Below are 24,884 nucleotides of genomic sequence, written 5' to 3' on the forward strand. Positions count from 1 at the left end.
TCGCAATCAGATCAAAAACATTAATTCGCTACGCCAGCCAGCTTACGTTGTAAAGCTTCATACTGTTCATTTACACTGCGAATTGTTGCTTTCACTTCTTGATTCAAATTCTGGGTGACCGTTTTGGTTTTATTGGTATCGCGATCAAAATCAGCAAAAGCACTTGTAATGGCTTTTAATGTGGTTTCAATGCGGCTTAATTCAGTATTAAGCTCTTGTTCTTTAGCAATAAAACGCTCAACTAGTTTTTTAGGGATCGCTTGGGGAGGCGGTGGTGGTGTGATAACAATATCAAACTCATCAACGTGGCTCACCGGTATCCATTGCGCATAAGAAGGATGCCAAGCATAGGTATGCGGATTTTTTTCGATAAACTTGTTGGACTCTGCCAGACCTAAAGGTCCGCTAACTTCACCATTATTTGAGAAATACCACTCTTTCATAGTTCCACTCTTATCCTTAATAGTGTTAAGCTTATAATTATATGTTAATCAGGGTCTTAGCTGTTTTTTGTTACTGCATTTAAGGTGTTTTTATTCAAATCACCTCATTTTTTTGTTGATTTTTTAAGCAAAAAAAATCATTGGCGTAGCAGTAAAATTATAAATATTTGCTTACATTAACCTATATTTTTTAACATGACCACTATTAATCAATGATCGATCCTTTCAAAGTGTCAGCTGAATTTAACACTCTTTTATAAAAGTAAGATTTGATTGATTTTTAGCCGAGTAGAATAAGTGGCATTCAGTGTTGTTTTTGAATTTGCTTATTCAAAATCCGCTAGCACAGTAAACTCAACCCATTGGCCGCTAGAGGGGTGGATAAAACCAATATAGGCCGCATGCAGGTGTAACCGCTTGGCTTGCTGACCATACAAATCATCCCCCACGATCGGTAAACCTAAGCCCAAATGATGCGCACAATGCACCCTAAGTTGATGGGTACGGCCGGTTTTAGGATAGAGGTGTAATAGGGTGGTTTCACCTTTGCTTTTATAAACTTCCCAGAAGGTTTCAGCATTTTTTCCATGCTCATAACACACTAATTGCTTTGGTCGATCATTTAAGTCGACACGCAGCGGTAAAGTGATGCGGCCTTGTTTTTGGCTAGGCCTACCCGCTACTAGGGCGATATAGCGTTTTGTCACAGTACGATTGATAAATTGCTGTTGTAAGGCTTTATTCGCTTCTTTTGTTAATGCGATGACCATTAAGCCTGATGTCGACATATCAAGCCGATGCACGATCAAAGGCCCTGTCGCTTGTGGGAAACGTTGCTGCATACGGGTTTGCACCGAGTCGGTGACATTTTTACCCGCAACAGATAGCATTTCAGCTGGCTTATTAATGATGGCAAAATCCGCATCCTGATAAACAATGTCTATGTGTTTATCTTCAGCGGTGTTGATGATTAATGGGTCTGGGTCGACCTGCATATCGGATAACATATGCCCCAAAATTGGCCGGCATTTACTGTGGCATGCAGGGTAGTAATTTTGATGTTGTTTGATCTCTGACTTGGGGGATTGTCCCCACCAAAACTCAGCCATGGCTATCGGGGTTAATTGCTGCTTAAAAGCATATTGCAATAATTTGGGGGCGGCACATTCTCCAGCCCCCGCGGGTGACAGATGATTTGGCGCATCAAAAAATAGGCTATTTAAATCACGGGTAAGCCCGGTAATGTTTAAAAACTGGTATTGATTGAACAGCTTCTGTTGTAATTGGTTAGACAGTTGCTTACGGTGTTTTTTAAGTTGTTTAATCTGATGCAGGTGCTTATCGACTTGTCGTTGTGTGTGCTCAATTTTTGCCATCCAGTGTTGTTTTAACTCGGCTAATTGATATTTTTGCTGCACACTTTGACGGCTAAGCTCAATTGACAAGCTTTTAAATGCTTCAGCACTGAGCTTACCCTCAGTTAAATCGATATAGGCTTGTTCGCGTTGATCTTTTCTGTGTTTACGGTTTTCGATTATGCTTGAACGTAATAAAGCTAATGCCGTATCAGCCTGTTGCTGTTGCTTCGCGAGCAAGTTTTGTAAAAGTGCCAATTCTGGTTCAGATTCATGCTGAATAATTGACTGATTGATATCATTAATTTGTTTGTTTTCTGCGCTAAAGAAACTGTCTTTTGTCAGCATATCAAAAACAGGTGGCACAAAAGGTGGCAGAATATTTTGATCGGCAAGCTTGCCTGAAAATGCCGCTAAAAACCCCACTTTTCCCTGTTGATCTTTTACCACTAACACCCCAAACATTTTTCCAATGATCATGCCACGATCATTTTCAGGGTCTAAACCAAAGTTATGCTGCCAAGGATTTTTTATTAATAACTCTTGCTGTAATTGCTGTGCGGCTTGTAAACATATTGGGTGTGGCTGGTAGTAAAACGGAAATGTAAAAGAGGCTGGTAAACTGTGTTGGGCAATACTGTCACTGAATTGAATAAAGCAGGGATCGATATCAGACATGGTAAAAGGCCACTCACAGCATAAAAAGGACTGGCATTTTACCTTGTTGGTTTAGGGGATGCATCATTAACTGAGGTTATTTATGCGTTCGCTTCAAATGCTGATGACATCCTATGGCTATCTGAGTGACGTTGCTGCAACACCCTATAAGGTTGGCGCAAGGGGAGATGGATTTACTCCAATGGTAGTTCAGCCATTAAGCCGATTAAATTGTTATCCGGGTCTCGTAAAAAGCCAATCCATAAATGGTGGTCGGTCATTTTGGCTGCCAGCTGCGGCTCGCGTTCAAAGGTCATGCCTTTCGCTTTTAGTTGGGCTGCGGCGTCGTGGATATCTGACATCTGATAATAAATTACTGAGGTTTTATGGTCTTCACTTTTTCCCTGCAAGGTGGTGAGCATTAAGCGTGTTTCACCACAGTTAAAAAACGCTAACCCCGATGGGACTTCAAATAATAAGCTTAAGCCAAGCATATCGCGATAAAAGGCGACGGATTTACTGATGTCGGTAACGGCAATAGCAATTTGGCCAATTTTTTCAATCTGAAAACTCATGTTGGTCAAGTTCCTTATAAATAATGGGGCTGGGGTAAGCAATTAGATCTAAGTCATTAAGTATGTATCAATTTTGAGTTGATGCCACAATTATGCCTTGGGGATGACTTATCAATGGTGGAGTGATGGAAATAAGGACTGACTAAGGATGCGTAATAGTTAGCGGACTGATAGGTTAAACCTTTGTGCTTAACTGAATTTAAATTCAAATTCAAATCTTAGCCAAAGTCTAAGTCTGAGAATATAGCGTTTGCAAATTATTGCTTTTAGGCAACATTGGGGTTATTCAAAATAGTGTCTCACTCAACATTTATTGAGTGAGACACAGTGGCGATTAAGTCGCCTTTATACTCGGTGCAGAGCGCACAGTTTGTTACCATCTGGGTCACGCAAATAGGCTAGGTATAATTGAAAGCCTGGGCCTTGACGAATACCGGGGGCATCTTCACAGGCGGTGCCGCCATTGTTAACTCCAGCGGCTTCCCAAGCATTGGCAAGTTCTGGCGTTGCTGCAGCAAAACCTATGGTTGTGCCATTACCGTGACAAGCGGGTTCACCATTAATCGGTTTGGTTAATGCAAAAATACCCGTAGGGGTGAAGTAGAAACAACGCCCCTTTTCGTCGATAGTACCCGGTGCGTGACCTAATTCGCCTAAAATAGCATCGTAAAACTTTTTCGATTTTTCAATATCGTTAACACCGATCATAACGTGACTAAACATGGTGACTCTCCTTGTAACAACTCTTGCCGAGTTGATTTTATTAATGGTTTTTACTGCAGGTATAGTTAAAAACTTATTGTAATTGCTGACTATTATATTTTTCTATTAGGTTTATGGTGTGATTGAGTAAAGTGCTATCGCCTAGTGCCCCATGGCCTGGAATAACTTGATTAATATGCGGAAATTGTTGGATGACTTTTTTCACTGTCAATGGCCAAGCTTGCATATCGGCTTCTGCTATATATCCCATGCTTGTTGAGTTAAGTGATTTAATCAGGCAGCCGCCAAAAAGTATTTGCTGTTTGGGTAACCATACCACAAGGTTATCTTGGGTGTGCCCAGCGCCCATGTCATACACCTCGATAAGATCAGTTTGCATAATATAACGCTTATCTTTGAATATTTTTTGTGCTTGGGGTTTGTGGGCCTTAGCTAAAATTTGTTGGGTGGTTTCAGAGACTATGGTGTTAATGCCCTGACGGTTTAAATAGCCAATGCCGCCAGCACGATCCTGATGTGAATGGGTTGAAACACTGGCTACCGCGGTAAAACCTTGTTGATTTATCCAATCAAGTAGCTTTGCTGTGTCCTTGTCAGTCCATGGTGTATCAATGATATACGCCAGCTTATTTTGCACAACGACTAGGCCATTAGCGTCAACCATACCAAAATTGGGGACATTTAAATATGAACTATGCTGATAAACCCCCTCGGCAATTTGAGTAATAAGCAGCTGTTCAGCCTCGCGTGCAAGGTTACTGCTAGTTGCTATTTGGCTTTTTGAGCCAGTAGTGGGTATTGATAGCTGTTTTATATCTGCATTCGGTGTGACAGTTTGTGCTTGGTTTGTATGGTTAACCAATAACATCAACACACATAAACTTTTCAAGCTAATTGATATCGCAAGGTTCATATTTATTCCAGATGACATTTGGCAGTGGTGGGTAATGAAGCTGTTGCCATCACCGGCATAATAGACCGATTATGTTACGCTTTTCTTGCATCATCGCTAGGTTGATGAACAGAAAATAATGCGCTTACATTCACCTTTGCTTTAATTTTGGTCGCTAATAAATAAATCCCTGCTAACTTGCGATGAATAAAAATAGCATCCATAGGTGGCGTGTGCCATTCATCTTGTTGAGTGCTCATCACTTTTGCCGCATCAGTAATACGTTTCGCTAGCTGACTTTGCGCAAAATCATACTCGCCATCGCAGCGTAATGGCTCACAGGCTTGGTGAAATATATCCACAATCAGCTGTTGTTGGTGGGGGGTAATATTATCTTGAAAAAAGCCAATATCAGCTGCAGCGCGGGTAATTAATTCATAGTCACTGGTCATTGCCCCTAGCATTAATTGCTTGTAACCATTAGACAAATATTCAGGAACAGCGCGGGTCGCACCAAAATCTAACAGGACAATTTTTCCGGTATCAGCTTGGTATTGAAAATTGCCAAAATTAGGATCGGTTTGCACTAACTTAAAGGTAAATAACTCATCTAAAAATAGTTGTAATAATTGACGGGCAATTTTATTTCGGCTGCTTTGGTCAAGTGATATTACGGATTCTATTGGCGCACCTTCGACAAATTCCATGCTCAAGATGCTGTCATTACTTAACTGCGGATAGACTTTAGGTACCACAAAGTGAGTTTGTTGCTTAACCCAGTTTTGGTATTGATTGAGTAAGGCCGCTTCGTGAATGTAATCAGCTTCGTGGTGCAACTGTTGTTTGGCCTGCAGCAGAAGCTGGTCAAGTTTGACATTATCCGGCACAAGCCCCGACATTTTTAATAACGTGGCCACGTTATCTATGTCGCTGTCGATACTGTCTTTAATCCCAGGATATTGAATTTTGACGGCAAGTTTTTCGCCTGTGGCTAAATAGGCTAAATGTACCTGACCAATGGATGCAGCAGCAAATGGGCGTAATTCAAACTGACCAAATGCATCAAGCCAGTGCTCGCCCCATTGGCTTTTTAAAACGCCAACAAGTTGTTTGTGAGGCATAAAGTTAGCTTCAGAACGTAATTTGGCTAAAACCTCTGACAGCTCAGGTGGCAATAATTCTCCCGCATCCATAGACAGCATCTGGCCTACTTTCATTGCCGCGCCACGAAGCTGAGCCAATTTGTCGGCGACGTGACCCATATTCGTTGGCGTCATGATCAGTTGTTGTAGTTTAGGTGATTGTCCTTGGCTGTATTGCTTCATCCCTTCTTTAATCACATTACCCACAAGGCGAGTGGCTAAACCGCCAAAGGCTGAAAAGCGTGAAAGTCGGCTGCTAGGAATTTTTGCGCTTTTTAAAGGATCGGATTGTTTATTCATAACCAGCTAACAGGATCAAAAACATAATTGATGATACGCCGATTAGCGCGAAAAGATCATTTAATCAGTTTTAATAATGCTTTAAATCGATCACCTTCAGCCTGATGTTGCAGTTCAAATAATAACGACTCCACATTGGTGAGTTGTGCGCCAAGGTTTAACATCATTTGAATACCTAGCACCTTGTTGTCGATTGACCGCGAAGACAGCGCATCGGCGACTATGTGAACATCAAAATCATGTTGTAGTAAATCTTTGCACGTTTGATAAACGCAGACATGGGTTTCAATACCACATAAAATCACTTGTTTACGGCCTTTTTTGGCGAGCAAGGTTTGTACTTGTTCCGATTGCCAGCCGCTAAAATGCTGTTTTGCAATAGGCTGGCAAATGGGGGAAAGTATTTCAGCAAGTTCAGCTGAGGTGGTGCCAAGCTTGTCGGGCAACTGCTCTAGCCAAATTACCGGCATACCAAATAGCGCAGTGCCCTTAATCAGGGTCGCTATATGGTGATGCAATTGGGCGGAATGTTGCATCACTTGTGCAAGCTTATCTTGAACATCAACGACCATTAGTACGCAATCTGCCGGATTTATCATATTCGGACTCGCTTTAGTGTAAGTGGTAAGAATGGAATAATGCTGCAACAACTATGACAGTAGATGGTTTTTTAGACAAGTTTCCAATAGGGCCTTAGTCTAAAGGGAGTAATGGTAAAAGGATTTATAACGATGAATAAAAGAATTGTAGTGTGTGCCGATGGCACCTGGAATCGTCCAGAGCTTGATGTAGCAAAGGATTATGCCACCAATGTGCTGAAAATTGCCCGCGCTATTCAGCCGATTGCCGCTGACGGTAAGCCGCAGCAAGTATTTTATGATTGGGGAATAGGTTCGTATCATGACGCCTTAGTTGGCGGCGCGACGGGACGCGGATTACATAAAAACATTGTCGACGGTTATCGTTACATTGTGCAAAATTATTCGCCTGGAGATGAGATTTGGCTGTTCGGTTTTAGTCGTGGCGCTTACACGGTGCGCTGTTTATCTGGCTTAATTAATAATTGCGGCATTATTAAACGCCCCGAAGCAAAATATATTCAGCAGGCATTTGAGCATTACAAAACCCAGGATGTGAAATATGCCCCAGATGGCAGTAAATCGATTGACTTTAGAAAACAATTTTCACACCCCTCAAGAGATGTGGCCTTTATTGGTGTGTGGGACACAGTAGGCGCTATGGGGATCCCATTTTCATTTCTAGGGTTGTTTGAGGACAAAGATGAGTTTTATGACACCAAAATTGGCGGCAATGTCAAAGTGGCGCGTCATGCTTTAGCGATTGATGAACACCGTGAAGACTTTGCACCGACATTATGGTCACCCAAAGATGGGGTGAGTATCGAACAAATGTGGTTTGCCGGTGCACACAGTAATGTGGGAGGCAGTTATGCCCCAGATGCTGATGGCACAGCGTTATCAGATATCCCGTTACAATGGATGATGCAACAAGCTCAGTTAAGTGGGTTAAATATTGAAAATCATTTATTGAATGGTATTGTGCTTAACCCGTTAGCCAAGATGATGAACTCTAGACGTAAGTTTTATCGCTTAAAGCAAAAAACGTTACGCCCAATTGACACCACAGATACCATCAAAGTGCATGATTCAGTTAAGCTGCGTTGGCAGCAAAATGAGCAATATCGTCCAGAAAATCTCATCGAATTTGCAAAATTGCAGGCTTGGTAAGGGGGGCATTTAACCTTTCAAACCTGAGGATATTGAATAGTACCAGATGTTTTTTCACTTTTACTCCATGTTAATTTTTTATGATAAGGATTTTCGTTTGCCACATTTTATTGTTAACCAATTGATCCGAGTAGTTATTTTGTTTGTGACCCTAACGGGCGGTGCCGTTTTAGCGGCTGATAATCAGCCAAGTGATAACCATGCGGTAAAACGGATTGTGGCATTGTCGCCCCATGGGGTAGAAATGCTATTTGCGATAGGTGCTGGCGAAAAGATTGTCGCCACCACAGATCATGCCGATTACCCTGAAGCGGCAAAATCTATCCCTCGCATCGGCGGGTATTACGGTATTCAAATTGAGCGCATTATTGAGCTAAATCCGGATTTGGTGGTGGTGTGGCAAAGTGGTAATAAACTGGAAGACATTAATCAAATTAAGCAGTTAGGTTTTAAGGTGTTCAATAGCGATCCCAAGTCATTAGATGATGTAGCGAGTGAGTTAGAACACTTAGGACAGCTGACAGGTTTGCAAACACAGGCTTATCAGGTTGCCGCAGATTATCGAACGCAATTGGCCGATATTCGTCAGCACAATAGCAGTAAGCCGTCAGTTAAAGTGTTTTATCAACTCTGGTCAACGCCTTTGATGACAGTGGCGAAAGGCAGCTGGATACAGCACAGTATTTCGGCATGTCATGGCGATAACGTGTTTTACGATGCCGCCAGTGAGTATCCACAAATCAGTATCGAGAATGTATTACTCACCCAAGCACAAGTGATATTACAAAGCCAGGATAAGGGTAATATTTTAGGTGTTGATTGGTCGGCATGGCCAGAATTACCTGCGGTAAAAAACAAGCATATTTACCAACTCAATGCAGATTTACTGCACCGAGCTTCTCCCAGAGCACTATTAGGTGTAAAAGCTTTATGTGAGGCCTTAGACAAGGCACGCCAGTCAAGTTACTAAAACGCCAGGCATATGTTGAGTGTCATCTTGTAGTAAATGCAATTGGCTGACACTCAAACAGTGTGACGATATATTGTCATAGCTAATATCACCGCAAGATAAATTGAAATTTTAGCCAGCCATGGAACACTGGCTGTTTAGCGTTTCTGGTTCGGGGCATTTTATTTAAACACTATTCATTTATGGCGTGATGATAAGCGCTATTTTAGAGGCGTATTAACCCTAATTATCAAGCTAAGATAAGTGTTCCTAGAGTTGATATTAGTGCTGTGAATGCTCAACAAAGCCTTCTTGATAACCCTATGCCGTTTCTATTCCAACAGGCTCTATGCTAAACAACGTTTTATTCATTTTCATCTACCCCTGAATATTCAATATGACAGAAATAAAGTGTCCGTTCGGACACTTTATTTATTTTCGGACAGTTTTGTGAGTGTCCGCGGACACTTCCAAGGTGTTTTATACGAACGAGTTTGTTATATGTTGTTGTTTTTGTTTTATAAAATAATTTTGGCACGAGCTGTGCTTTATCTTGGTTAGTTAGCATTGTTGTGGTCTCTCTTGAATACAGCAAATTGCATTAAGGAATTGACAATGATTAAAGATACCAGCGGCCAAGACAGAGTTGTAGCACCTCAATTGAAGCACAAATTGAGAGTGCCTTTAATTTTAGCAGTCTTAACTATTTCTGTCAGTGCTTTGGTATGGGTAAGTTTGCAGTACGACGGCAATATCCGTTCCATAGAGTCCAAAGACTTACGATTAGCAACGTTAACTCGTGGCACCTTAGTGAGAGATATTGCCACAACGGGGAAGATTGTAGCGGCAAATGCGCCGATTCTATACAGCACCGAAGAAGGTGTGGTCACGTTATTAAGTTTACCTGGTGATGAAGTCGAACAAGGGCAAGTTGTGGCACAAATAGAAAGCCATAAATTACAAAGTAGTTTTGAGCAGCAGCAATCATTATTGGCATCAATGGAAAGTAGTTTGGAACGAGCCAAATTAGATGCTCGTAGAGAACAATTAAAAGTCAGCCAAGTACTTGATATGGCAAAAGTCGATTTAGAGGCCGCTGAACGTGAAAGTCGCCGAGGTGATCAATTAATTGAAACTAGCTTGATCAGCAGAATTGATTTTGAAAAAGGTAAAGATGACTTACATAAAGCGATGCTATTACATAAGCACGCTATTGAAGAAGTCGATTTAATGCGCGACACATTAGCATTTGAGCTTAAAAATCGTGCATTAGAAGTGGAAAGACAAGCATTAGTGGTTACTGAGTTAACGCGACAAATCGCTGCGCTTAACATCAAAGCACCAGTGAAAGGCATAATTGGTAATTGGTTAGTTGAGCAAAAAGCACGTATCGGGGCAACTCAGCCCATTCTCACTGTGGTTGATTTAAGTGCCTTTGAAGCAGAACTTGCGGTAGCTGAATCTTATGCAGACGATTTAGGCATTGGTATGGAAGTTGAACTTAGTTTTGGCAGTATTAACGTGATTGGCCATCTAGCATCTATATCCCCTGAAGTACGTAATCGCGAAGTGACAGCAAGAGTGCGTTTTAATGCAAATGATCAATTGTCATTACGCCAAAATCAACGTTTATCCGCACGGGTATTATTAGAAAATCGACCCAACGTACTCATGGTTAAGCGTGGTGATTTTTTGAATCGCGGCGGTGCTACAGCTTACTTACTTAAAGATGATATTGCCTATAAAACACCTGTAACACTCGGCGCAAGAAGCATGAGTCAAGTTGAAATTGTTGATGGGGGTAAAGAAGGTGATATTTGGGTTATATCGGGTACAGAAGCCTTTAGCAATGATGACAGCATTCAAATCAGATAGTGCGGATAGGAAAGTGACGTTGAAATTAACGGTACAGAGGACACAACAATGAAACTGACACACATCAAGCCTGTTATTGCTGTGATGGCATTGATTCTACTGAGTTTATCAGTGAACTATAGAGTTAATTCAAGTTTAGATTGGTTAGTATTTACTTTTCAAGTAATTGATTTAACAGTGATAGTGTCAGAGAAAACGCAATGCGGATTTAACAGTGAAATGTTTAGAATATTAGCCGATTTTGATTTTTATTCCGCTATAAAAATGGTTTTAAATTATTAATTACGATCACTTTTACCCACAATTTTTTGAACAATCGATAAATGTAAACTGCGTCTAATGTAGTGAGCGATAAATAAGGAATTCACATGTTATCAATGAAGAATATCAGCAAAGTGTTTAAAACGGATTTAGTTGAAACTCATGCATTACGCGAGTTTAACCTTAATGTTGCTGAAGGTGAGTTTGTGGCTGTCACAGGGCCGTCAGGTTCCGGTAAAACCACATTTTTAAATATTGCCGGCTTATTAGAAGGATTTACTGAAGGAGAATACTGCTTAGATGGGGTGAATGTATCTAATTTGAGTGATAACAAAAGTGCTCAAATTCGTAATGAAAAAATAGGTTTTATTTTTCAGGGTTTTAACCTTATTCCTGATTTAAATTTGGCTGAAAATGTGGAAGTTCCATTACGCTATAGAGGCGTAAAGTCGAGTGAACGTAAGCGTCGTGTTGAAGCCGCATTGGAGCAAGTGGGATTAGCAGCAAGAATGAAGCACCTACCAACCCAGTTATCTGGTGGTCAACAACAACGTGTTGCCATTGCCAGAGCATTAGCGGGTGAGCCGCGCTTTTTGCTTGCCGATGAACCAACAGGTAATTTAGATAGCTTAATGGCGCGCCAAGTGATGGAGCTTTTAGAAAACATTAATCAGTCAGGTACAACCATTATCATGGTGACCCATGATGCAGAACTTGCCCGTCGAGCTCAACGAAATATTCAAATTGTCGACGGTCAGGTTTGTGATTTTTCTATGTATCAAAAAGCCGATCATAGTGTGGTGGCCGAGCTTAAGAAAGTGGCTGACCAAAAGCAAGCCGCCGAACTAAATCAGATTGTTAGCGGCGCATAATTATTCGCAAGGAGAATCACTATGTTTTTATATTATTGCGACCTTGCTTGGCGCAGCATAAAGAAAACCCCAATGTTGTCATTACTTATGGTGCTGGCAATTTCTATTGGTATCGGCATTACAATTACCACATTGAATGTATATAAAACCATGTCATATAACCCCGCAGGGGATCGAAATGATCAAGTTAATTCGATTCAATTGTGGAGCCAGGGTTTAGATACCTGGGATGAATTTAATACCAATATGACGTTTACCGACGTGTCAAATTTAAGAAATAATAATGAACTCGCTATAAAAGCGGCTTCATATCGCACGGGACTGGCCATGCAGTCGGATGATGAGACCAAAGCGCCAGTATTAAGAAGTGTACGCGTTACGGATACTGATTTTTTCACTATTTTTGACGTTCCTTTTCTATTTGGTAATCGCTGGAATAAAAGTGTTGATTTACAACCTGCTTACCAAGTTGTGATTGGCGAGCAAATAAATAACACATTTTTTGATGGCAAAAACAGCGTAGGAAAGACGATTTATTTAAATCGTAAGCCTTATCAAGTGGTCGGAGTGATCAAGGATTGGAACCCAAAACCTAAATATTACGACCCAACCAATGGTGCATTTAATGATGCAGAACACATCTTTATTCCTTTTTCATTAAGTGAACAAGAAGAGTTTGATGTATGGGGAAATACTAGTGGTTGGCGATTTGAGCCAATGCTGAGTTATCAAGACCGGTTACGATCTGAAAAAACTTGGATTCAATTTTGGACATTACTTGAGACCACTGAAGAAAAAAATCAATTACAGAGTTGGTTAACCCGTTATGTTGAGCAACAGCGTAGTTTTGGGCGTTTCACCGACACCGCTAAAACGCCAGCCGAATCGGCACAAATCAGTCCTGTTGATAAATTGTTGGAAGATAACAATGCTGTACCTAGTGACAATAAAATATTAGTCGGTTTAAGCGTGTTGTTTTTAATTGTTTGCTTGGTAAATATTTTGGGACTGCTACTGACTAAATTCTTAAAACGTGCACCAGAAGTTGGTGTGCGCCGCGCCATTGGTGCAAGTCGTGGGCAAATATTTGCACAATACATGGTTGAAGTGGGGATGATTGGCTTTATTGGTGGCATTGTTGGTTTACTTTGGGCGTGGGGAACATTAACCCTGCTACATGCTGAGTTTAACGTTGACCCAAGTGTGACTGGGCTAGATAGCAGTATGTGGTTTGTTACACCCTTGATAGCAATTTCAACCGCTGCGCTTGCGGGTGTTTATCCCGCTTGGGTCGTGTGCCGTACTAAACCGAGTGTGTACTTAAAAGCACAATAATCACTATTAAGATTAATAGTACAAGGAGCTTACATGTTACATATCAAACCAATAGTGTCTAGTTTAATGCGCAGTAAAAGTGGCCCTTTATTGCTGCTGTTACAAATTATTTTATCGGTTGCTATTGTTGCCAATGCCAGTTTTATTATTCATGAACGCCTAACCATGATGCAGCGTGAGTCTGGTTTTACAGAAGATCAAATACTCAGTTTTAATGTTTATAACTTTGACCCAGAAATTGATAACGTTAAGCAGAATATTATCGATCAGCAAATACTCAGGGATATCCCCAACGTGATTGATGCAGCGTCAACCAATATGATGCCATTAAGTGACAGCGGTTGGATGGATCGGTTTGTCGATGGACCAGATGAAGATACCGCTAAAAGTATGCCGGGATTTGCCTTCTATTTAAGTAATGATCATTGGTTAAATGTGATGGGAGCAAAGATTGTTGATGGGCGTAATTTTAGGCCTGAAGAAATCAATACCAGAATTGATGAAACTGGTATGTTGGCGATTATTTCCCAGCCTTTGGCAAAAGAATTTTGGGGGGATGAATCACCTGTGGGTAAAACCGTTTATCAAGGCGAACAAACGATTAAAATTATCGGCGTAGTGGAAAAGCTGCAAGGCGCTTGGGTTGATCATCGCAACTTTGAATACAGCGTGTTGGCCAACATAGATTTTGGTGGCAATAACAGTAATAAAACTTATGTGGTTAGATCGTTGCCTGAGCACATTGCAGATTTACAAGAACAGATAGTCAAGGTGTTGCATGCAGAAAACCCAAATCGGGTGATTGACAGTTTCTCATCGTTAACTGAGATGAAAAATCTCACTTATAGTAACCACAGGCTTATGGCCACCATATTAAGCATTATGGTGATGTTACTGCTGTTGATAACGGCTTTAGGTTTAACGGGAATGGTGATGTTTAATATCCAACGTCGAACAAAACAAATTGGTACACGCAGGGCTTTAGGCGCTAAAAAAACCGATATTGTGAGTTACTTTATGGTTGAGAATTACATCATTTGTATTGCTGGTGGTCTGATTGGAGGAATGTTATCACTGCAATTAGGTAAGCAGTTAATGTCGTTATATAGTTTACCAATATTACCCATTGTTTATCCTGTTATTGCGGTGGTTGGGTTATTAGTGGTGACAACATTAGCTGTAATTGTACCAGCAGTTAGAGCATCAAGTATTTCGCCAGCTATGGCTACACGTAATGTGTAATCGCAGTTAATAAAATCTATTATTAACAGGAGCCGTAATATGTTTTCGTCAATGAGACCATTTTACGGTAGTTTGTTAGTTAAAATATCAGGCTTCATAAACTTGTTTGTGCAATCAACTCAATTTGGCGGGTTAATTTTAATTGTTATTTATCGATAACCATTAATCAGATAAAACTGAAGAGAAACAAATCACACATGGACAGTATTTTAGTCGTTGACGATAATCATGCAATTTGTAGTGCTCTGACATTAATGTTGGATATTCATGGCTATAAGTCATTAAGCTGTGACACACCAAAGCAAGCGTTACAGATTGTCGCTGAGCAAGACATTAGCTTAGTCATCCAAGATATGAACTTTACTCAGGACACTACATCTGGTGAAGAAGGTAAGCAGTTGTTCTACACATTACGTCAACAACAACCCAACTTACCTATTATTCTAATGACCGCATGGACTCAACTTGAAACCGCTGTTGAGCTAGTGAAAGCGGGTGCGGCTGATTACATGGGTAAGCCTTGGGATGATGCCAAGCTGCTTAATAGCATTAATAATTTGTTATCCATTTACCACCTTTCTAAGCAAAATAGCCAATTATCTCGGGTTGATTCAGAACGCATGAGTGCGATTAAAGATGCTGCTTTATGTGGCATGGTGTTTGGGAGTGGGGCTATGCAGCGCTGTATCGACTTAGCTCTGCAAGTGGCCCGTTCTGATGTATCCATTATGATCACCGGCCCAAATGGTGCTGGTAAAGATAAAATTGCTGATATTGTACAAGCTAATTCCCAATTAAAAGATAAGCCGTTTATTAAAGTCAACATTGGTGCACTGCCAATGGACCTATTGGAAGCAGAACTTTTTGGTGCAGAAGCTGGAGCTTTTACCGGCGCGAATAAGACACGTATTGGGCGTTTTGAAGCCGCAGATGGAGGAACTTTATTCCTCGATGAGATTGGCAATTTACCATTATCTGGACAAGTAAAATTACTTAGAGTGCTGCAAACTGGTGAGTTTGAGCGTTTGGGAAGTCACCAAACCCGTAAGGTCAATGTGCGGGTGATAAGTGCAACTAACGCTGATTTAGCGGAGGATATTGCCAATGGCTTATTTCGTGAGGATTTATTCTATAGATTAAATGTTATTGAGTTAGCAATTGCGCCGCTGCACCAACGAGTCGATGACATTTTACCCTTAGCACATCATTTTGTCGGAGATGCCTTTAGCTTTGATAAGTTAGCGCAGCAGGCATTGTTAACTCACTCTTGGTCGGGGAATGTGAGAGAGTTGGAAAATGTGTGTAAGCGTGCTGTCTTATTAGCTAAATCGGCTCAATTAACCTGTCATGATTTAGGTTTGTCAGTATTGGTCGAGCCCTCAGTTAAATTAAATGATCCAGAAGCTCAGCAAGCGCCAAATGCTATTGTTAGTAACTCAAACTGTGATTCTGAGCCGAGTAAACAACAGATTGAACAAGCATTAATCAACCAAAACGGGGTCATTGCCCGAGTTGCTAAATCATTAGGGTTAAGCCGTCAGGCATTATACCGACGAATGGAAAAACACGGTATTTCAAGCAGTAAATAAAGGTCTAGTTGTCGGATATTAACTTAGAGAATCATTATCATATGACATTACGCAGCAAGCTTATTGTAGGCAATTTTATCAGTATTTTATTGTCTGGTGCTGTCTTTTATGGTCTGTGGCAGTGGTTAGATAATGACTCATTATGGTTTGCCATTTTAGTCGGTTGTGGTACGACATTGCTATTAAGTATGTGGTCTACAAGGACGCTTGCTAATAGTTTGTCGGCATTAGAAGTGGGTTTGCTAAACTTTAAAGATAATGAGTTTAGTGTGTCATTACATCAGTATGGTGAATCGCAACTGGATGCTTTAGCTGAGTCATATAATCAAGCATCGGCAAAACTTCGCAGTGAGCGCCAGTTCATTTATCAGCGTGAGTTAATGCTCGATAAAGTGATTCAAAACTCTCCTAATATTATGTTGTTGGTGGATGATAACCAACGTGTTATTTATGCCAATGATGCTGCTAGGCATTTGTTTAACCAAGGTATAAAAATAGAAGGTTTACTGCTGACTGAATTGGTGTCTGTATTACCTGATGCATTAAGAAAAGCATTAACTAGTGAGCATGAAGGTCTGTTTTCAATTGGCGATAGCGAGCTGGAAAGCGGGTCTTTAACTGAAGTTGAAACTTGGCATATTGCTCGCGGGCGTTTTAACCAAAATAACCAACAGCATCATTTAATCTTGCTTAAACAGCTAACTAAAGAACTGAATCGGCAAGAAGTGGCAATTTGGAAAAAGGTCATTAGAATTATTAGCCATGAATTAAATAACTCGGTAGCACCAATAGCATCGATGGTTAACTCTGGCCGAGTGTTAACTAAGGATGTTAACAACGATAAGTTAACCCTCATTTTTGATACCATTGAGGATCGCACAGCCCATTTAAGCCAGTTTATTTCTCATTATGCTCAATTTGCCAAATTACCATTGCCGAAGAAATCAGCAGTTGATTGGAGCAAACTCATTGCGCAACTAGCGCAACAATACCCCGTAAACCTCATAACTGAGTTGCCGAAAAAGCCTATTGAATTAGATAGTGTTCAACTCGAGCAAGTGTTAATCAACTTACTTAAAAACGCCCATGAATCTGGTGCTGATAAAGAGCAAGTAAGCTTGTCTTTTCAGGAGGTTATCCTGCCATACTCGGGGATCTTCATTACTGTAACTGACAATGGTTCGGGTATGTCAAGTGAAGTATTATCGCAAGCATTATTGCCATTTTACTCTACCAAGCAATCGGGGACAGGGATTGGCTTGCCTTTGTGCCGTGAAATCGTTGAGGCACATGGTGGACATATCACCATGCAAAATCGACTAGAGGGGGGATTAAGTGTAAAGCTATGGCTGCCTAACAGTTAATCTCAACTTTCCAATACATTCAACCTTTCAAAATTCTCGATGTTCAATTGCGTTGCAACTAGTCAACCTTTGGATATGTTGCTTCGTGGGGATGGACAACTACTTGGCTAGTATCCGCTTCTAGTATGATTGTGAGGGCTGGCTTTGGTCATTACTCGCTCATTTTTGATGCTATTTCAGTGAATGAGATGATTACCCGTGATACCGTATCTGGATAAATAATAAAGCCCGAATGAATTCGGGCTCTTGGGACTTGTGCTGTTAGGCAGCTTTATAGATATTCAACTTCAAGTGAAATCAGTAATGCATCAGGGTCTTCCGTGGCAAATTCAGCTCTAATTTCATAATCAGGATTTTTAACTGTCATATTTTCTGACCAGAATGTGGCTTTGCCTGCATAACGGTCCATCATCCCCTGCTTGGTCGATGGAATATTAATCTGATTGAGAAAACGAGAGAATTCCTCGTCAGACTCAATAGGGTAGTTAATACTTTCAGATAATTTCACTTGTTTAATGGTATTGTTTTCATGCTTTACCTGGATGTTTTTAGATAAGACTTCCCAGCTACCATCGTCCGAGTAATTAATAACGTTGGGCACGTAATGTGTCACTAAATCTTGAATTTTGAGTTTTGCAGGTTTTGCTGTTGGTATTAGCAAATCATCCAATAGGTCAAGGTTCATTTGGGAATACTGGATGTGTTGTTCGTCTTTATCATATTGGCGCGAATAGAAAGTGAAACCGCTGAGCAGCAAGTCGGGTTCATTTTCGTTGTATGAAGAGTATTCAGCAAAATCTAATTTTAGTAGATTGTCGTTATTCGATACCGTGTATTCAGCTTTGGACTTTTGCTTAAGGTAGTTTAGCTTTTGGCGCACTTCAGATACATCATCACGAAACCTTGCTTTATCATCAATCAGCCAATTATTGTCAAAACTTTCTTCATATAAAATGGCGTTCTTGCCTGTGTAAGTCAGCAAAGATCTTTCTTTGTAGGCGATTTTTTTTACCTGATCATTTTCAATAAATAACCATAAATCACGACCATATAACCATGCGGTTGTATCAGCACTTAAAGTAAATGTTGCACTGGCAGGCCCAAGAATATTTAGCACATATTCGGTGGAGTTATTGATGTTAATGCCATAGGCACCTGACAAGGTGACATTGGTTGATGGTTTATGTCTTTTATGAGCTTTAGCGGCAAGCTTGGCTAACTCGAGTTGCGACATTAATGCTGGTTTAAAGTTTTTAGATGAAGTCCCGACAACGCCAGAGGAGTATGTTTTGCTTGGCTGTGTACGTACCACTATTTTTTCTGGTTCGGGCACAGTAATAGCGGATGCAATCCTTTGAGTGGGTTGAGCGGTTGTGCGCTCAAAGCTCAGAGGTCTGCGGCTCAATCGATTATATGCAGTGCTAACCGATGATAAGCTGTCATCTTCATCACAAAAATCAATTAAGTCAGCGGTAATAATGAGCTTATTCGTTTGGATAAGATTGGTAATGATAACCGCATCGACACGTTTCTCTTTGGCTTTTTGCCTAACAAGTTGAAAACTGCTTTCGATTAATTTGCTATTTGCACTACCCGTCAGTTTCTTTTCCACATAAATACCGTCAACAACCATCGGAGCACACGATGGCAGATAATCTAATATGGGAGGAAGCGATTTGGCGGTTGTAGGAATACTAAAAAGTAGCAGGGCAAAAACTAACAGTTTGTTCATTGTCGGGCACATCCTTTTGTTTTTATTGTTTTTGGCTATAAAATCGCTGACCAACTTAATGTTTTTACCCAGAGATTATGTTCATCTAGGCGTTTAAATACATCAGTTTAGTTAGCGATTGCTTAGCTATTTCTATCAATAATTTAGTATTATTTGTCAATCATAATGGAGTAGCGGCTCTAATTTAACAAGCTATTAACAAGTGTGTCAAAAATAATCTTTGATATACATGATATTAAAGTTATTTGGTGTGGGTGTTTATTTATAAAAGGGGAGGTTTCTGCTGTAGATTGGCATCATTAGGCCGCTAGTTATGCCGACTAAAGATTAGGGAGTAAACATTTTTTGCTCGAATGAAACCTATTCAGCAAACATCTGCTCGCCCTGATATATTGAATCGCTGTCATCAAAAAACATAACAATAAGGAATGAAAATGAATATTTTAATCATCTGTTTATTTATCGCGATGCTATTACCGTATCTGGCTAAAATGCCAGTCGCTGTAGCGATGGCAAAATTAGGCGGATATGACAATGCCCATCCTCGAGCCCAACAAGCCAAACTGACAGGATTTGGTGCAAGAGCCTTAGCAGGGCATCAAAATGCGTTCGAGTCATTGCTTATTTTTGGTCTGGCGGTATTAACAGTAATTGCTACCGATAAGGTTAATGAAACCTGCAGCATGTTAGCGATTACCCATGTTATCGCTCGAGTGGTTTACCATGCTTTATATTTATTAAATTATGGCACTTTACGGTCTTTATCTTGGTTTGTGGCAATAGGCGCGTCTATCGGGATTTTTGTTCAGGCATTATAATCTTATAGATTTTTACGTTTGATTCTAAAGCTGCCCCAGTGCTGCTTGTTCAATATTGACCAGTGTCGCTTTAGGTCTTAAATGCGATTGAGTCAGCGGTTGTATGATTGATAAGGGAATTAAACAAGGCGGTTGAAGATAATCCAATTAGCATGAAAAGTATTAAGCCAGTTGATTACTCGCAGCAAGCTTTGATGATGACATGATTAAATCAACAACACCTACCTAAACAGTAGGTGTGATGTTTGATGTGTTTGTTACTGGTTAACTTCTTCCGGTAATGTGTTTTCTTCAGACAAGGCTTCAACCAAGGACTTTTGATTTTCCAATGCTTCAGTTGATGGATTATCTGTATCGGCAGCGCCGCTTTCGTTTGGCGTTACACCCTCTAAATATTCAACTCTCTCATAACCGCGCTCATTCAGTTGGTCATTGACACAATCGAGTAAAAAAGAAGGGATTTCATTTTCTGGTAAAGAATCTTCTTGAGCGATTTCTGCACAGGCGGCTTTAAGCGAGATAATATCTTTTAGCTGTGCTTGAGGCTGTGCGTTAGCTGTAGCCGAAAATAACATTACAGTGGAGCAGAATAAACTAATAGCAGGGTATTTCATTGTTAATGTCCTATTTTCGATAGCACTTTATCATTTTTATGAGGTTAGTTATCAGCACCAGTAGCGCGATAACACGCGCTGTTTTTCAGTGGATTGTACTCAATGCTGTTAACCAAATATTAATCTAACTTCAACAAATTAACTATACCCTGCACAGTAAGAGTTTTTGTTAATGATTACTTTTATATTTTGCTGCGGATAAAAGCGATTGCTTCTTCAGATAATCCGCGTTTGCTTAAGTAACTTTTAGTGTTCGCTAGGGTGATCATAAAGCCTGTATTCATCTCGCTAATACGATATACGTCGGTCCATAAAGTGATTTGATTAACATAAGCAGACTCAATTATCATTCCCTCGTCATTTACAGTTAACGAGGCATTGTTATTAGCGGCTTTGCTCATCATTTGACGCCATAACCACCAAGTGCGTTTAAACTTAATACTCAGAGCCTCCACAACACTTAACCCTATAAAAAAGTAGCCTAAATAATAGGTGTTTTTGTGGGCAAGCTCATTATCGCCTAAATTGGTTGAAAGTAAGATACCTAGTCCAATAACCGTAAAAATAGCGGTTTTGATAAAGTCTTTACCTTTGATTTGAGGGTCGATTGAAGCATCATAGGTTTCGGCAAAGTAGCTTTTATCAAGAGTGAATTCATGGCTGAACGAAAATGGCTTTGTCATAGATGTTGGTAACTCTTGTCGGGTGAACTTTAGGTTTATACCAAGATGATTTCAACAATATTTCTCAATTGGAAAACCTTGATAGCTCACATTATGAATCGAATGGGTATGATACAGGCGGCTATTATCTCACAACTGGTTTGAATGGCTACTCACTGGCAAATAAAAACGCCGATAACCCGTAACGATTATCGACGTTAAGCACTTTGTTTCAAGTTGCTAATCGCCAACGGTTTGGTTGAGTAACGCTGTCAATTGTTGGCGCTCAGCATGGCTGAGTTGCTGACCTTGTGCATTGGACAGCAAGAAAACGTTATCCGCACGCTCGCCTACAGTGCTGATATTGGCACTGTGAATGGTCAATTCTTGTTTTCTAAATGCAGTGGATATTTGTTCCATAAACTCACTGGTATCAAGTGCAGACACATTAAGTACGGTACGTGTTGACTGACGAGAATATAAAAATTCAATACTCAACTGATTTTCAAAGCTTTTATGGGTGCGTGGCTGGCGGATTTTCGGCAGTTTGGCATCATGATCGAGCACGCGATAGAGTTTTTGTAGCACTTGCTTACGACGTGTCTCGCTAAAAATTGGCATATCATCAAAATCTAAAACCTTAAATGACTCAACCACATAGCCGTCTTTGGTTTTTGATATCTGTGCTTGTTTTACCGAAATTTTTAAAGTGGCTAGGGCATTGAATAATTTAACAAACAACCCTGGTCGGTCTTTACTGTAAACAAACACATCACTACAGCCTTTTACCGTTACGTTGTCGATTAATATTAAGGTTTCGAATTGACTATCGTAGTCGGGTTGTAATTGATGCTTAATTAAAGCTTTACTGTAGCGGGCAATATTATTGGCTTCGGCATGGCTAAAAAATGCCAATGGTAGACGCTTCCATAATGCTTTAACAGTATCAATATCGGCATCATCCGCCTGCAATATTTGCAGTGCATCTTGCTTATGATCACGCACAATTGCTCGCAACTGTTGGACATTTTCAAAGCCATTGTGAAGTGCTTTACGGGTTGAAAAATATAATTCTTTTAACAGTGCCGCTTTCCAGTTATTCCATAAATCATCATTGGTAGCTTGAATGTCGGCAATGGTTAAACAATAGAGAGCATCAAGACGAGTTTGACTACCAACGGCTTTGGCAAAACGATTAACTACATCTGGATCATGAATATCCATTCGCTGTGATGTAATCGACATCAAGAGATGGTTTTCTACGAGCCAACAAATTAATCGTTCTTGAGAAAGTTTTAGCTCATGAAACTTCGCAAATAAACGTGCATCTACCGCGCCTAATTCACTGTGATCACCGCCACGACCTTTGGCTAAATCATGGAATAAAGCCGCAAAAAGTAGCGAGGATTTATTCGGCATTTTGTCATAAATATCTGCAGCTAACTGCCTGTCTTTGTCTATAGTGCCGTTTTGAATATCTGTGCCATATCGATAAATGTTTTTAAGCACTTTATGGGTATGTTCATCCACGGTATAGGCGTGAAACAGGTCGAATTGCATTTGGCCTACTACTTCGCGCCATTGTGGTAAATATGATGCCAAAATACCATGCTGATGCATGAGGGTAATTGCTAACCCCATACCTTCAGGATGATTAAAAATTTGCTTAAAGGTGTGTCGGCAAACTTGAAAATCTTGTAAATCACCCATTAAGCGTCGTCGAACCTGTCGCAGTAAGCGCAGTGTTTCTGGGCTAATACCAATAATTTGATCATGGTGTGTAGCAATCAATAAAAATAGTGCCATGATTTGGGTGCGGTCAATAAACACATCTTCATCACGAACATGAATATGTTGGTCAACGATTTCAAATTTATCATTAATTGGGATAACGTGAGAGGGCGTATTTGGGGCTATTTCTCGGGCGAAATAGGCCATAAGTAGCTGGTTTAATTCACGTATGCGCTTCATTGCACGGAATATTTGGCGCATCATTTTTTCAATGGCAATATTGCCACCTTCACCTAATGAACTGCCTTCACCGAACCCCATCAGCTTAGCGACTTCAGCTTGATATTGAAGTAGCAAGCGATTTTCTGGACGGGCGGCGGCTTGATGCAGTGCAAAGCGCACCCTAAACAGGAAGTTTTGACACTCGATCAACTCGGCATATTCGTCATTGGTAAAAAAACCTTTGTGTCTTAATGTCAGCATATCCGCAACACCAAAATGTTTACGTGCCACCCAGGTTAAGGTTTGCAAATCGCGCATTCCGCCCGGGCTCGTTTTTAAATTGGGTTCAATACTGTATGCAGTCCCTTGTGCTTTCGCATGGCGTTGCTGTTGTTCTGTTAATTTTGCTTCAAAGAAGGTGTCGCTGCGCCAAAGCTCATCGCTGTATAGGGCATTGAGTACTTTGATAGCATGTCCTTGCTTACCTGCTATATGTCTAATTTCTAACAAACTCGTGGCAATAGTGACATCATCGCGGCAGCTTTGGTAAGTGTCTTGAAGTGAGCGAACACCATGGCCTAGGTCTAGATTTAAATCCCATAGCTGGGTTAAAAAGGCGCTGACTTTAGCTGAGTCTTGCTGAGTTAAAGGGGCATCGTGAATTATGCAAATGTCGATATCTGAAAAAGGATGCAAGGTCTGACGGCCATAACCGCCAACGGCATTGAGTGAGATTGTATCGACATCAAATTGATGTTGTTGCCAAAGTAGGCTGAGTAATTGGTCAAAAAAGTTAGCGCGATTGGTCAGCGTTTCGTTAATTGAGCAATGTAGAATGTTGTCTTCTAAAAGTTTATCTAATGATGAAATGGCTTGTTTAAGCTCATTGATATTCATCCCAGAGCGCAATTCTGTACTAGCAGGTTGCGAAATCATGTTACTCCTTGGTTGTTTTTTCCACCTACAGGGTAAGGTATTATGTAGCCTAACTCAACTTTGATAATTCTATAACATATGGTTTCCAAGCGTGGACGAATTGACACTTTTGTAGCTAAACGCCTGCAAATACCCAAAAAAATGGTGCGTAATTTGATTGTTTCCGAGCAGATATTCATCGATGGGGTTCAGGTGTTAAGTGCTGATACTCAAATTGATGAATTCAGTCTAATTGAATGTCAGGGGAATGTGTTGCAACAAAGGCAACGCGCTTATTGGATGCTACATAAGCCCAAAGGTGTGGTCAGCGCAACTATCGATAAACAACATGTTACGGCATTAGACTTATTAACAGGCGTTGATAGGGACTTACTGCACATTGCTGGACGGCTTGATCTAAATTCGACCGGATTATTGTTAATTACTAATGATGCAAAATGGTCCCAAAAATTAATGGCGCCAGAAAGCAAGGTCACTAAACGTTATTTAGTCACCTTAGCTAATCCAATTGATGCAAGCTATATCAAGGCTTTTGAGCAAGGAATGTGGTTTGAATATGAAGGCATTACCACTCAACCTGCAAAGCTCACTGTGCTTTCACAGCACCAGGCTATGGTTGAGCTAAAAGAAGGTAAGTATCACCAAATTAAGCGTATGTTTGGTCGTTTTCAAAACCCTGTGATTGAATTACATCGAGAGTCGGTGGGGGCAATCTGCTTAGACGATAATTTAGACCAAGGAAAATTTAGAGCCTTGTCAGTATCGGAGATTCATTCAATTTATACCCAAACAACTTGAAGATACGTGTTTCAGAGCTTCACCGTGTTTTCAATACTAGGCGCGTTAA

At 40.5% G+C, this 24,884-nt stretch carries 22 protein-coding genes; 11 read left to right on the plus strand and 11 right to left on the minus strand.

Annotated elements, in window-relative coordinates:
• Positions 1–20: 20 nt before the first annotated feature.
• From IEY03_RS05825 to IEY03_RS05855, 7 genes are all read right to left on the minus strand, one after another.
• Positions 21–443: a DUF4339 domain-containing protein gene (locus tag IEY03_RS05825; protein ID WP_188840407.1), complete on the minus strand. Its 423-nt coding sequence runs from the start codon at positions 441–443 to the stop codon at positions 21–23.
• Positions 444–769: 326 nt separating this feature from the next.
• A complete protein-coding gene (locus tag IEY03_RS05830) occupies positions 770–2,476 on the minus strand; it encodes an RluA family pseudouridine synthase (RefSeq protein ID WP_188840408.1) in 1,707 nt (568 codons plus the stop codon).
• Between the two features lie 173 nt (positions 2,477–2,649).
• Positions 2,650–3,030 (minus strand): VOC family protein, encoded by a 381-nt coding sequence (locus tag IEY03_RS05835; protein WP_188840409.1) that lies wholly within the window; start codon positions 3,028–3,030, stop codon positions 2,650–2,652.
• 345 nt (positions 3,031–3,375) lie between these two features.
• Positions 3,376–3,753 (minus strand): VOC family protein, encoded by a 378-nt coding sequence (locus tag IEY03_RS05840; RefSeq protein ID WP_188840410.1) that lies wholly within the window; start codon positions 3,751–3,753, stop codon positions 3,376–3,378.
• A gap of 73 nt (positions 3,754–3,826) precedes the next feature.
• Positions 3,827–4,666 carry a DIM/SIM/IMP family subclass B1 metallo-beta-lactamase gene (gene blaDIM / locus IEY03_RS05845; RefSeq protein WP_188840411.1) on the minus strand — a complete coding sequence of 280 codons (840 nt, stop codon included), beginning with the start codon at positions 4,664–4,666 and terminating at the stop codon, positions 3,827–3,829.
• 74 nt (positions 4,667–4,740) lie between these two features.
• Positions 4,741–6,087: an ABC1 kinase family protein gene (locus IEY03_RS05850; RefSeq protein ID WP_188840412.1), complete on the minus strand. Its 1,347-nt coding sequence runs from the start codon at positions 6,085–6,087 to the stop codon at positions 4,741–4,743.
• Between the two features lie 56 nt (positions 6,088–6,143).
• Positions 6,144–6,686, minus strand: a complete 543-nt coding sequence (locus tag IEY03_RS05855; protein ID WP_188840413.1) for a hydrolase — start codon at positions 6,684–6,686, stop codon at positions 6,144–6,146.
• Positions 6,687–6,818: 132 nt separating this feature from the next.
• Between IEY03_RS05855 and IEY03_RS05860 the strand changes: the two genes are divergently transcribed.
• The 9 genes from IEY03_RS05860 to IEY03_RS05900 all read left to right on the plus strand — a co-directional run bounded on the left by IEY03_RS05860 (position 6,819) and on the right by IEY03_RS05900 (position 17,322).
• Positions 6,819–7,835 (plus strand): T6SS phospholipase effector Tle1-like catalytic domain-containing protein, encoded by a 1,017-nt coding sequence (locus IEY03_RS05860; protein WP_188840414.1) that lies wholly within the window; start codon positions 6,819–6,821, stop codon positions 7,833–7,835.
• A gap of 97 nt (positions 7,836–7,932) precedes the next feature.
• Positions 7,933–8,805 carry a cobalamin-binding protein gene (locus IEY03_RS05865; RefSeq protein WP_229778202.1) on the plus strand — a complete coding sequence of 291 codons (873 nt, stop codon included), beginning with the start codon at positions 7,933–7,935 and terminating at the stop codon, positions 8,803–8,805.
• Positions 8,806–9,399: 594 nt separating this feature from the next.
• Complete coding sequence (locus IEY03_RS05870; protein WP_188840416.1) at positions 9,400–10,659, plus strand: efflux RND transporter periplasmic adaptor subunit; 1,260 nt, start codon at positions 9,400–9,402, stop codon at positions 10,657–10,659.
• A gap of 48 nt (positions 10,660–10,707) precedes the next feature.
• Positions 10,708–10,941: a hypothetical protein gene (locus IEY03_RS05875; protein WP_188840417.1), complete on the plus strand. Its 234-nt coding sequence runs from the start codon at positions 10,708–10,710 to the stop codon at positions 10,939–10,941.
• Between the two features lie 86 nt (positions 10,942–11,027).
• Positions 11,028–11,792: an ABC transporter ATP-binding protein gene (locus IEY03_RS05880; RefSeq protein ID WP_188840418.1), complete on the plus strand. Its 765-nt coding sequence runs from the start codon at positions 11,028–11,030 to the stop codon at positions 11,790–11,792.
• A gap of 21 nt (positions 11,793–11,813) precedes the next feature.
• Positions 11,814–13,127 (plus strand): ABC transporter permease, encoded by a 1,314-nt coding sequence (locus IEY03_RS05885; RefSeq protein WP_188840419.1) that lies wholly within the window; start codon positions 11,814–11,816, stop codon positions 13,125–13,127.
• Between the two features lie 33 nt (positions 13,128–13,160).
• Positions 13,161–14,369, plus strand: a complete 1,209-nt coding sequence (locus tag IEY03_RS05890) for an ABC transporter permease (protein WP_188840420.1) — start codon at positions 13,161–13,163, stop codon at positions 14,367–14,369.
• 197 nt (positions 14,370–14,566) lie between these two features.
• A complete protein-coding gene (locus tag IEY03_RS05895; protein ID WP_188840421.1) occupies positions 14,567–15,958 on the plus strand; it encodes a sigma-54-dependent transcriptional regulator in 1,392 nt (463 codons plus the stop codon).
• Between the two features lie 41 nt (positions 15,959–15,999).
• On the plus strand, positions 16,000–17,322 hold the full coding sequence (locus IEY03_RS05900) for a sensor histidine kinase (protein WP_188840451.1): 1,323 nt from the start codon (positions 16,000–16,002) through the stop codon (positions 17,320–17,322).
• Between the two features lie 271 nt (positions 17,323–17,593).
• On the opposite strand, the gene IEY03_RS05905 is transcribed toward IEY03_RS05900, so the two are convergent.
• Positions 17,594–19,054, minus strand: a complete 1,461-nt coding sequence (locus IEY03_RS05905) for a hypothetical protein (protein ID WP_188840422.1) — start codon at positions 19,052–19,054, stop codon at positions 17,594–17,596.
• A 434-nt stretch (positions 19,055–19,488) separates the two neighbouring features.
• Here IEY03_RS05905 and IEY03_RS05910 point away from each other — a divergent pair, with 434 nt between their 5' ends.
• On the plus strand, positions 19,489–19,872 hold the full coding sequence (locus IEY03_RS05910) for an MAPEG family protein (protein ID WP_188840423.1): 384 nt from the start codon (positions 19,489–19,491) through the stop codon (positions 19,870–19,872).
• A gap of 257 nt (positions 19,873–20,129) precedes the next feature.
• Here IEY03_RS05910 and IEY03_RS05915 read toward each other — a convergent pair whose 3' ends face one another.
• The 3 genes from IEY03_RS05915 to glnD all read right to left on the minus strand — a co-directional run bounded on the left by IEY03_RS05915 (position 20,130) and on the right by glnD (position 24,037).
• A complete protein-coding gene (locus tag IEY03_RS05915) occupies positions 20,130–20,486 on the minus strand; it encodes a YwqG family protein (RefSeq protein WP_188840424.1) in 357 nt (118 codons plus the stop codon).
• A 182-nt stretch (positions 20,487–20,668) separates the two neighbouring features.
• Entirely contained in the window at positions 20,669–21,169 is a 501-nt protein-coding gene (locus IEY03_RS05920; RefSeq protein WP_188840425.1) for a YcxB family protein, read from the minus strand.
• A 219-nt stretch (positions 21,170–21,388) separates the two neighbouring features.
• A complete protein-coding gene (gene glnD / locus IEY03_RS05925) occupies positions 21,389–24,037 on the minus strand; it encodes a [protein-PII] uridylyltransferase (RefSeq protein WP_188840426.1) in 2,649 nt (882 codons plus the stop codon).
• A 78-nt stretch (positions 24,038–24,115) separates the two neighbouring features.
• Here glnD and IEY03_RS05930 point away from each other — a divergent pair, with 78 nt between their 5' ends.
• Positions 24,116–24,835 (plus strand): 16S rRNA pseudouridine(516) synthase, encoded by a 720-nt coding sequence (locus IEY03_RS05930; protein WP_188840427.1) that lies wholly within the window; start codon positions 24,116–24,118, stop codon positions 24,833–24,835.
• The last annotated feature ends 49 nt before the right edge of the window (positions 24,836–24,884 follow it).

Source organism: Shewanella aestuarii (assembly GCF_014647215.1).
In the GTDB taxonomy this organism is placed as follows: Bacteria; Pseudomonadota; Gammaproteobacteria; order Enterobacterales; family Shewanellaceae; genus Shewanella; species Shewanella aestuarii.

Bases quoted from the DNA above. Each gene is read 5' to 3' on its own strand.
- IEY03_RS05825 (WP_188840407.1), bottom strand. From the start codon at position 443: ATGAAAGAGTGGTATTTCTCAAATAATGGTGAAGTTAGCGGACCTTTA.
- IEY03_RS05830 (WP_188840408.1), bottom strand. From the start codon at position 2,476: ATGTCTGATATCGATCCCTGCTTTATTCAATTCAGTGACAGTATTGCC.
- IEY03_RS05835 (WP_188840409.1), bottom strand. From the start codon at position 3,030: ATGAGTTTTCAGATTGAAAAAATTGGCCAAATTGCTATTGCCGTTACC.
- IEY03_RS05840 (WP_188840410.1), bottom strand. From the start codon at position 3,753: ATGTTTAGTCACGTTATGATCGGTGTTAACGATATTGAAAAATCGAAA.
- blaDIM (WP_188840411.1), bottom strand. From the start codon at position 4,666: ATGAACCTTGCGATATCAATTAGCTTGAAAAGTTTATGTGTGTTGATG.
- IEY03_RS05850 (WP_188840412.1), bottom strand. From the start codon at position 6,087: ATGAATAAACAATCCGATCCTTTAAAAAGCGCAAAAATTCCTAGCAGC.
- IEY03_RS05855 (WP_188840413.1), bottom strand. From the start codon at position 6,686: ATGATAAATCCGGCAGATTGCGTACTAATGGTCGTTGATGTTCAAGAT.
- IEY03_RS05860 (WP_188840414.1), top strand. From the start codon at position 6,819: ATGAATAAAAGAATTGTAGTGTGTGCCGATGGCACCTGGAATCGTCCA.
- IEY03_RS05870 (WP_188840416.1), top strand. From the start codon at position 9,400: ATGATTAAAGATACCAGCGGCCAAGACAGAGTTGTAGCACCTCAATTG.
- IEY03_RS05875 (WP_188840417.1), top strand. From the start codon at position 10,708: ATGAAACTGACACACATCAAGCCTGTTATTGCTGTGATGGCATTGATT.
- IEY03_RS05880 (WP_188840418.1), top strand. From the start codon at position 11,028: ATGTTATCAATGAAGAATATCAGCAAAGTGTTTAAAACGGATTTAGTT.
- IEY03_RS05885 (WP_188840419.1), top strand. From the start codon at position 11,814: ATGTTTTTATATTATTGCGACCTTGCTTGGCGCAGCATAAAGAAAACC.
- IEY03_RS05890 (WP_188840420.1), top strand. From the start codon at position 13,161: ATGTTACATATCAAACCAATAGTGTCTAGTTTAATGCGCAGTAAAAGT.
- IEY03_RS05895 (WP_188840421.1), top strand. From the start codon at position 14,567: ATGGACAGTATTTTAGTCGTTGACGATAATCATGCAATTTGTAGTGCT.
- IEY03_RS05900 (WP_188840451.1), top strand. From the start codon at position 16,000: ATGACATTACGCAGCAAGCTTATTGTAGGCAATTTTATCAGTATTTTA.
- IEY03_RS05905 (WP_188840422.1), bottom strand. From the start codon at position 19,054: ATGAACAAACTGTTAGTTTTTGCCCTGCTACTTTTTAGTATTCCTACA.
- IEY03_RS05910 (WP_188840423.1), top strand. From the start codon at position 19,489: ATGAATATTTTAATCATCTGTTTATTTATCGCGATGCTATTACCGTAT.
- IEY03_RS05915 (WP_188840424.1), bottom strand. From the start codon at position 20,486: ATGAAATACCCTGCTATTAGTTTATTCTGCTCCACTGTAATGTTATTT.
- IEY03_RS05920 (WP_188840425.1), bottom strand. From the start codon at position 21,169: ATGACAAAGCCATTTTCGTTCAGCCATGAATTCACTCTTGATAAAAGC.
- glnD (WP_188840426.1), bottom strand. From the start codon at position 24,037: ATGATTTCGCAACCTGCTAGTACAGAATTGCGCTCTGGGATGAATATC.
- IEY03_RS05930 (WP_188840427.1), top strand. From the start codon at position 24,116: ATGGTTTCCAAGCGTGGACGAATTGACACTTTTGTAGCTAAACGCCTG.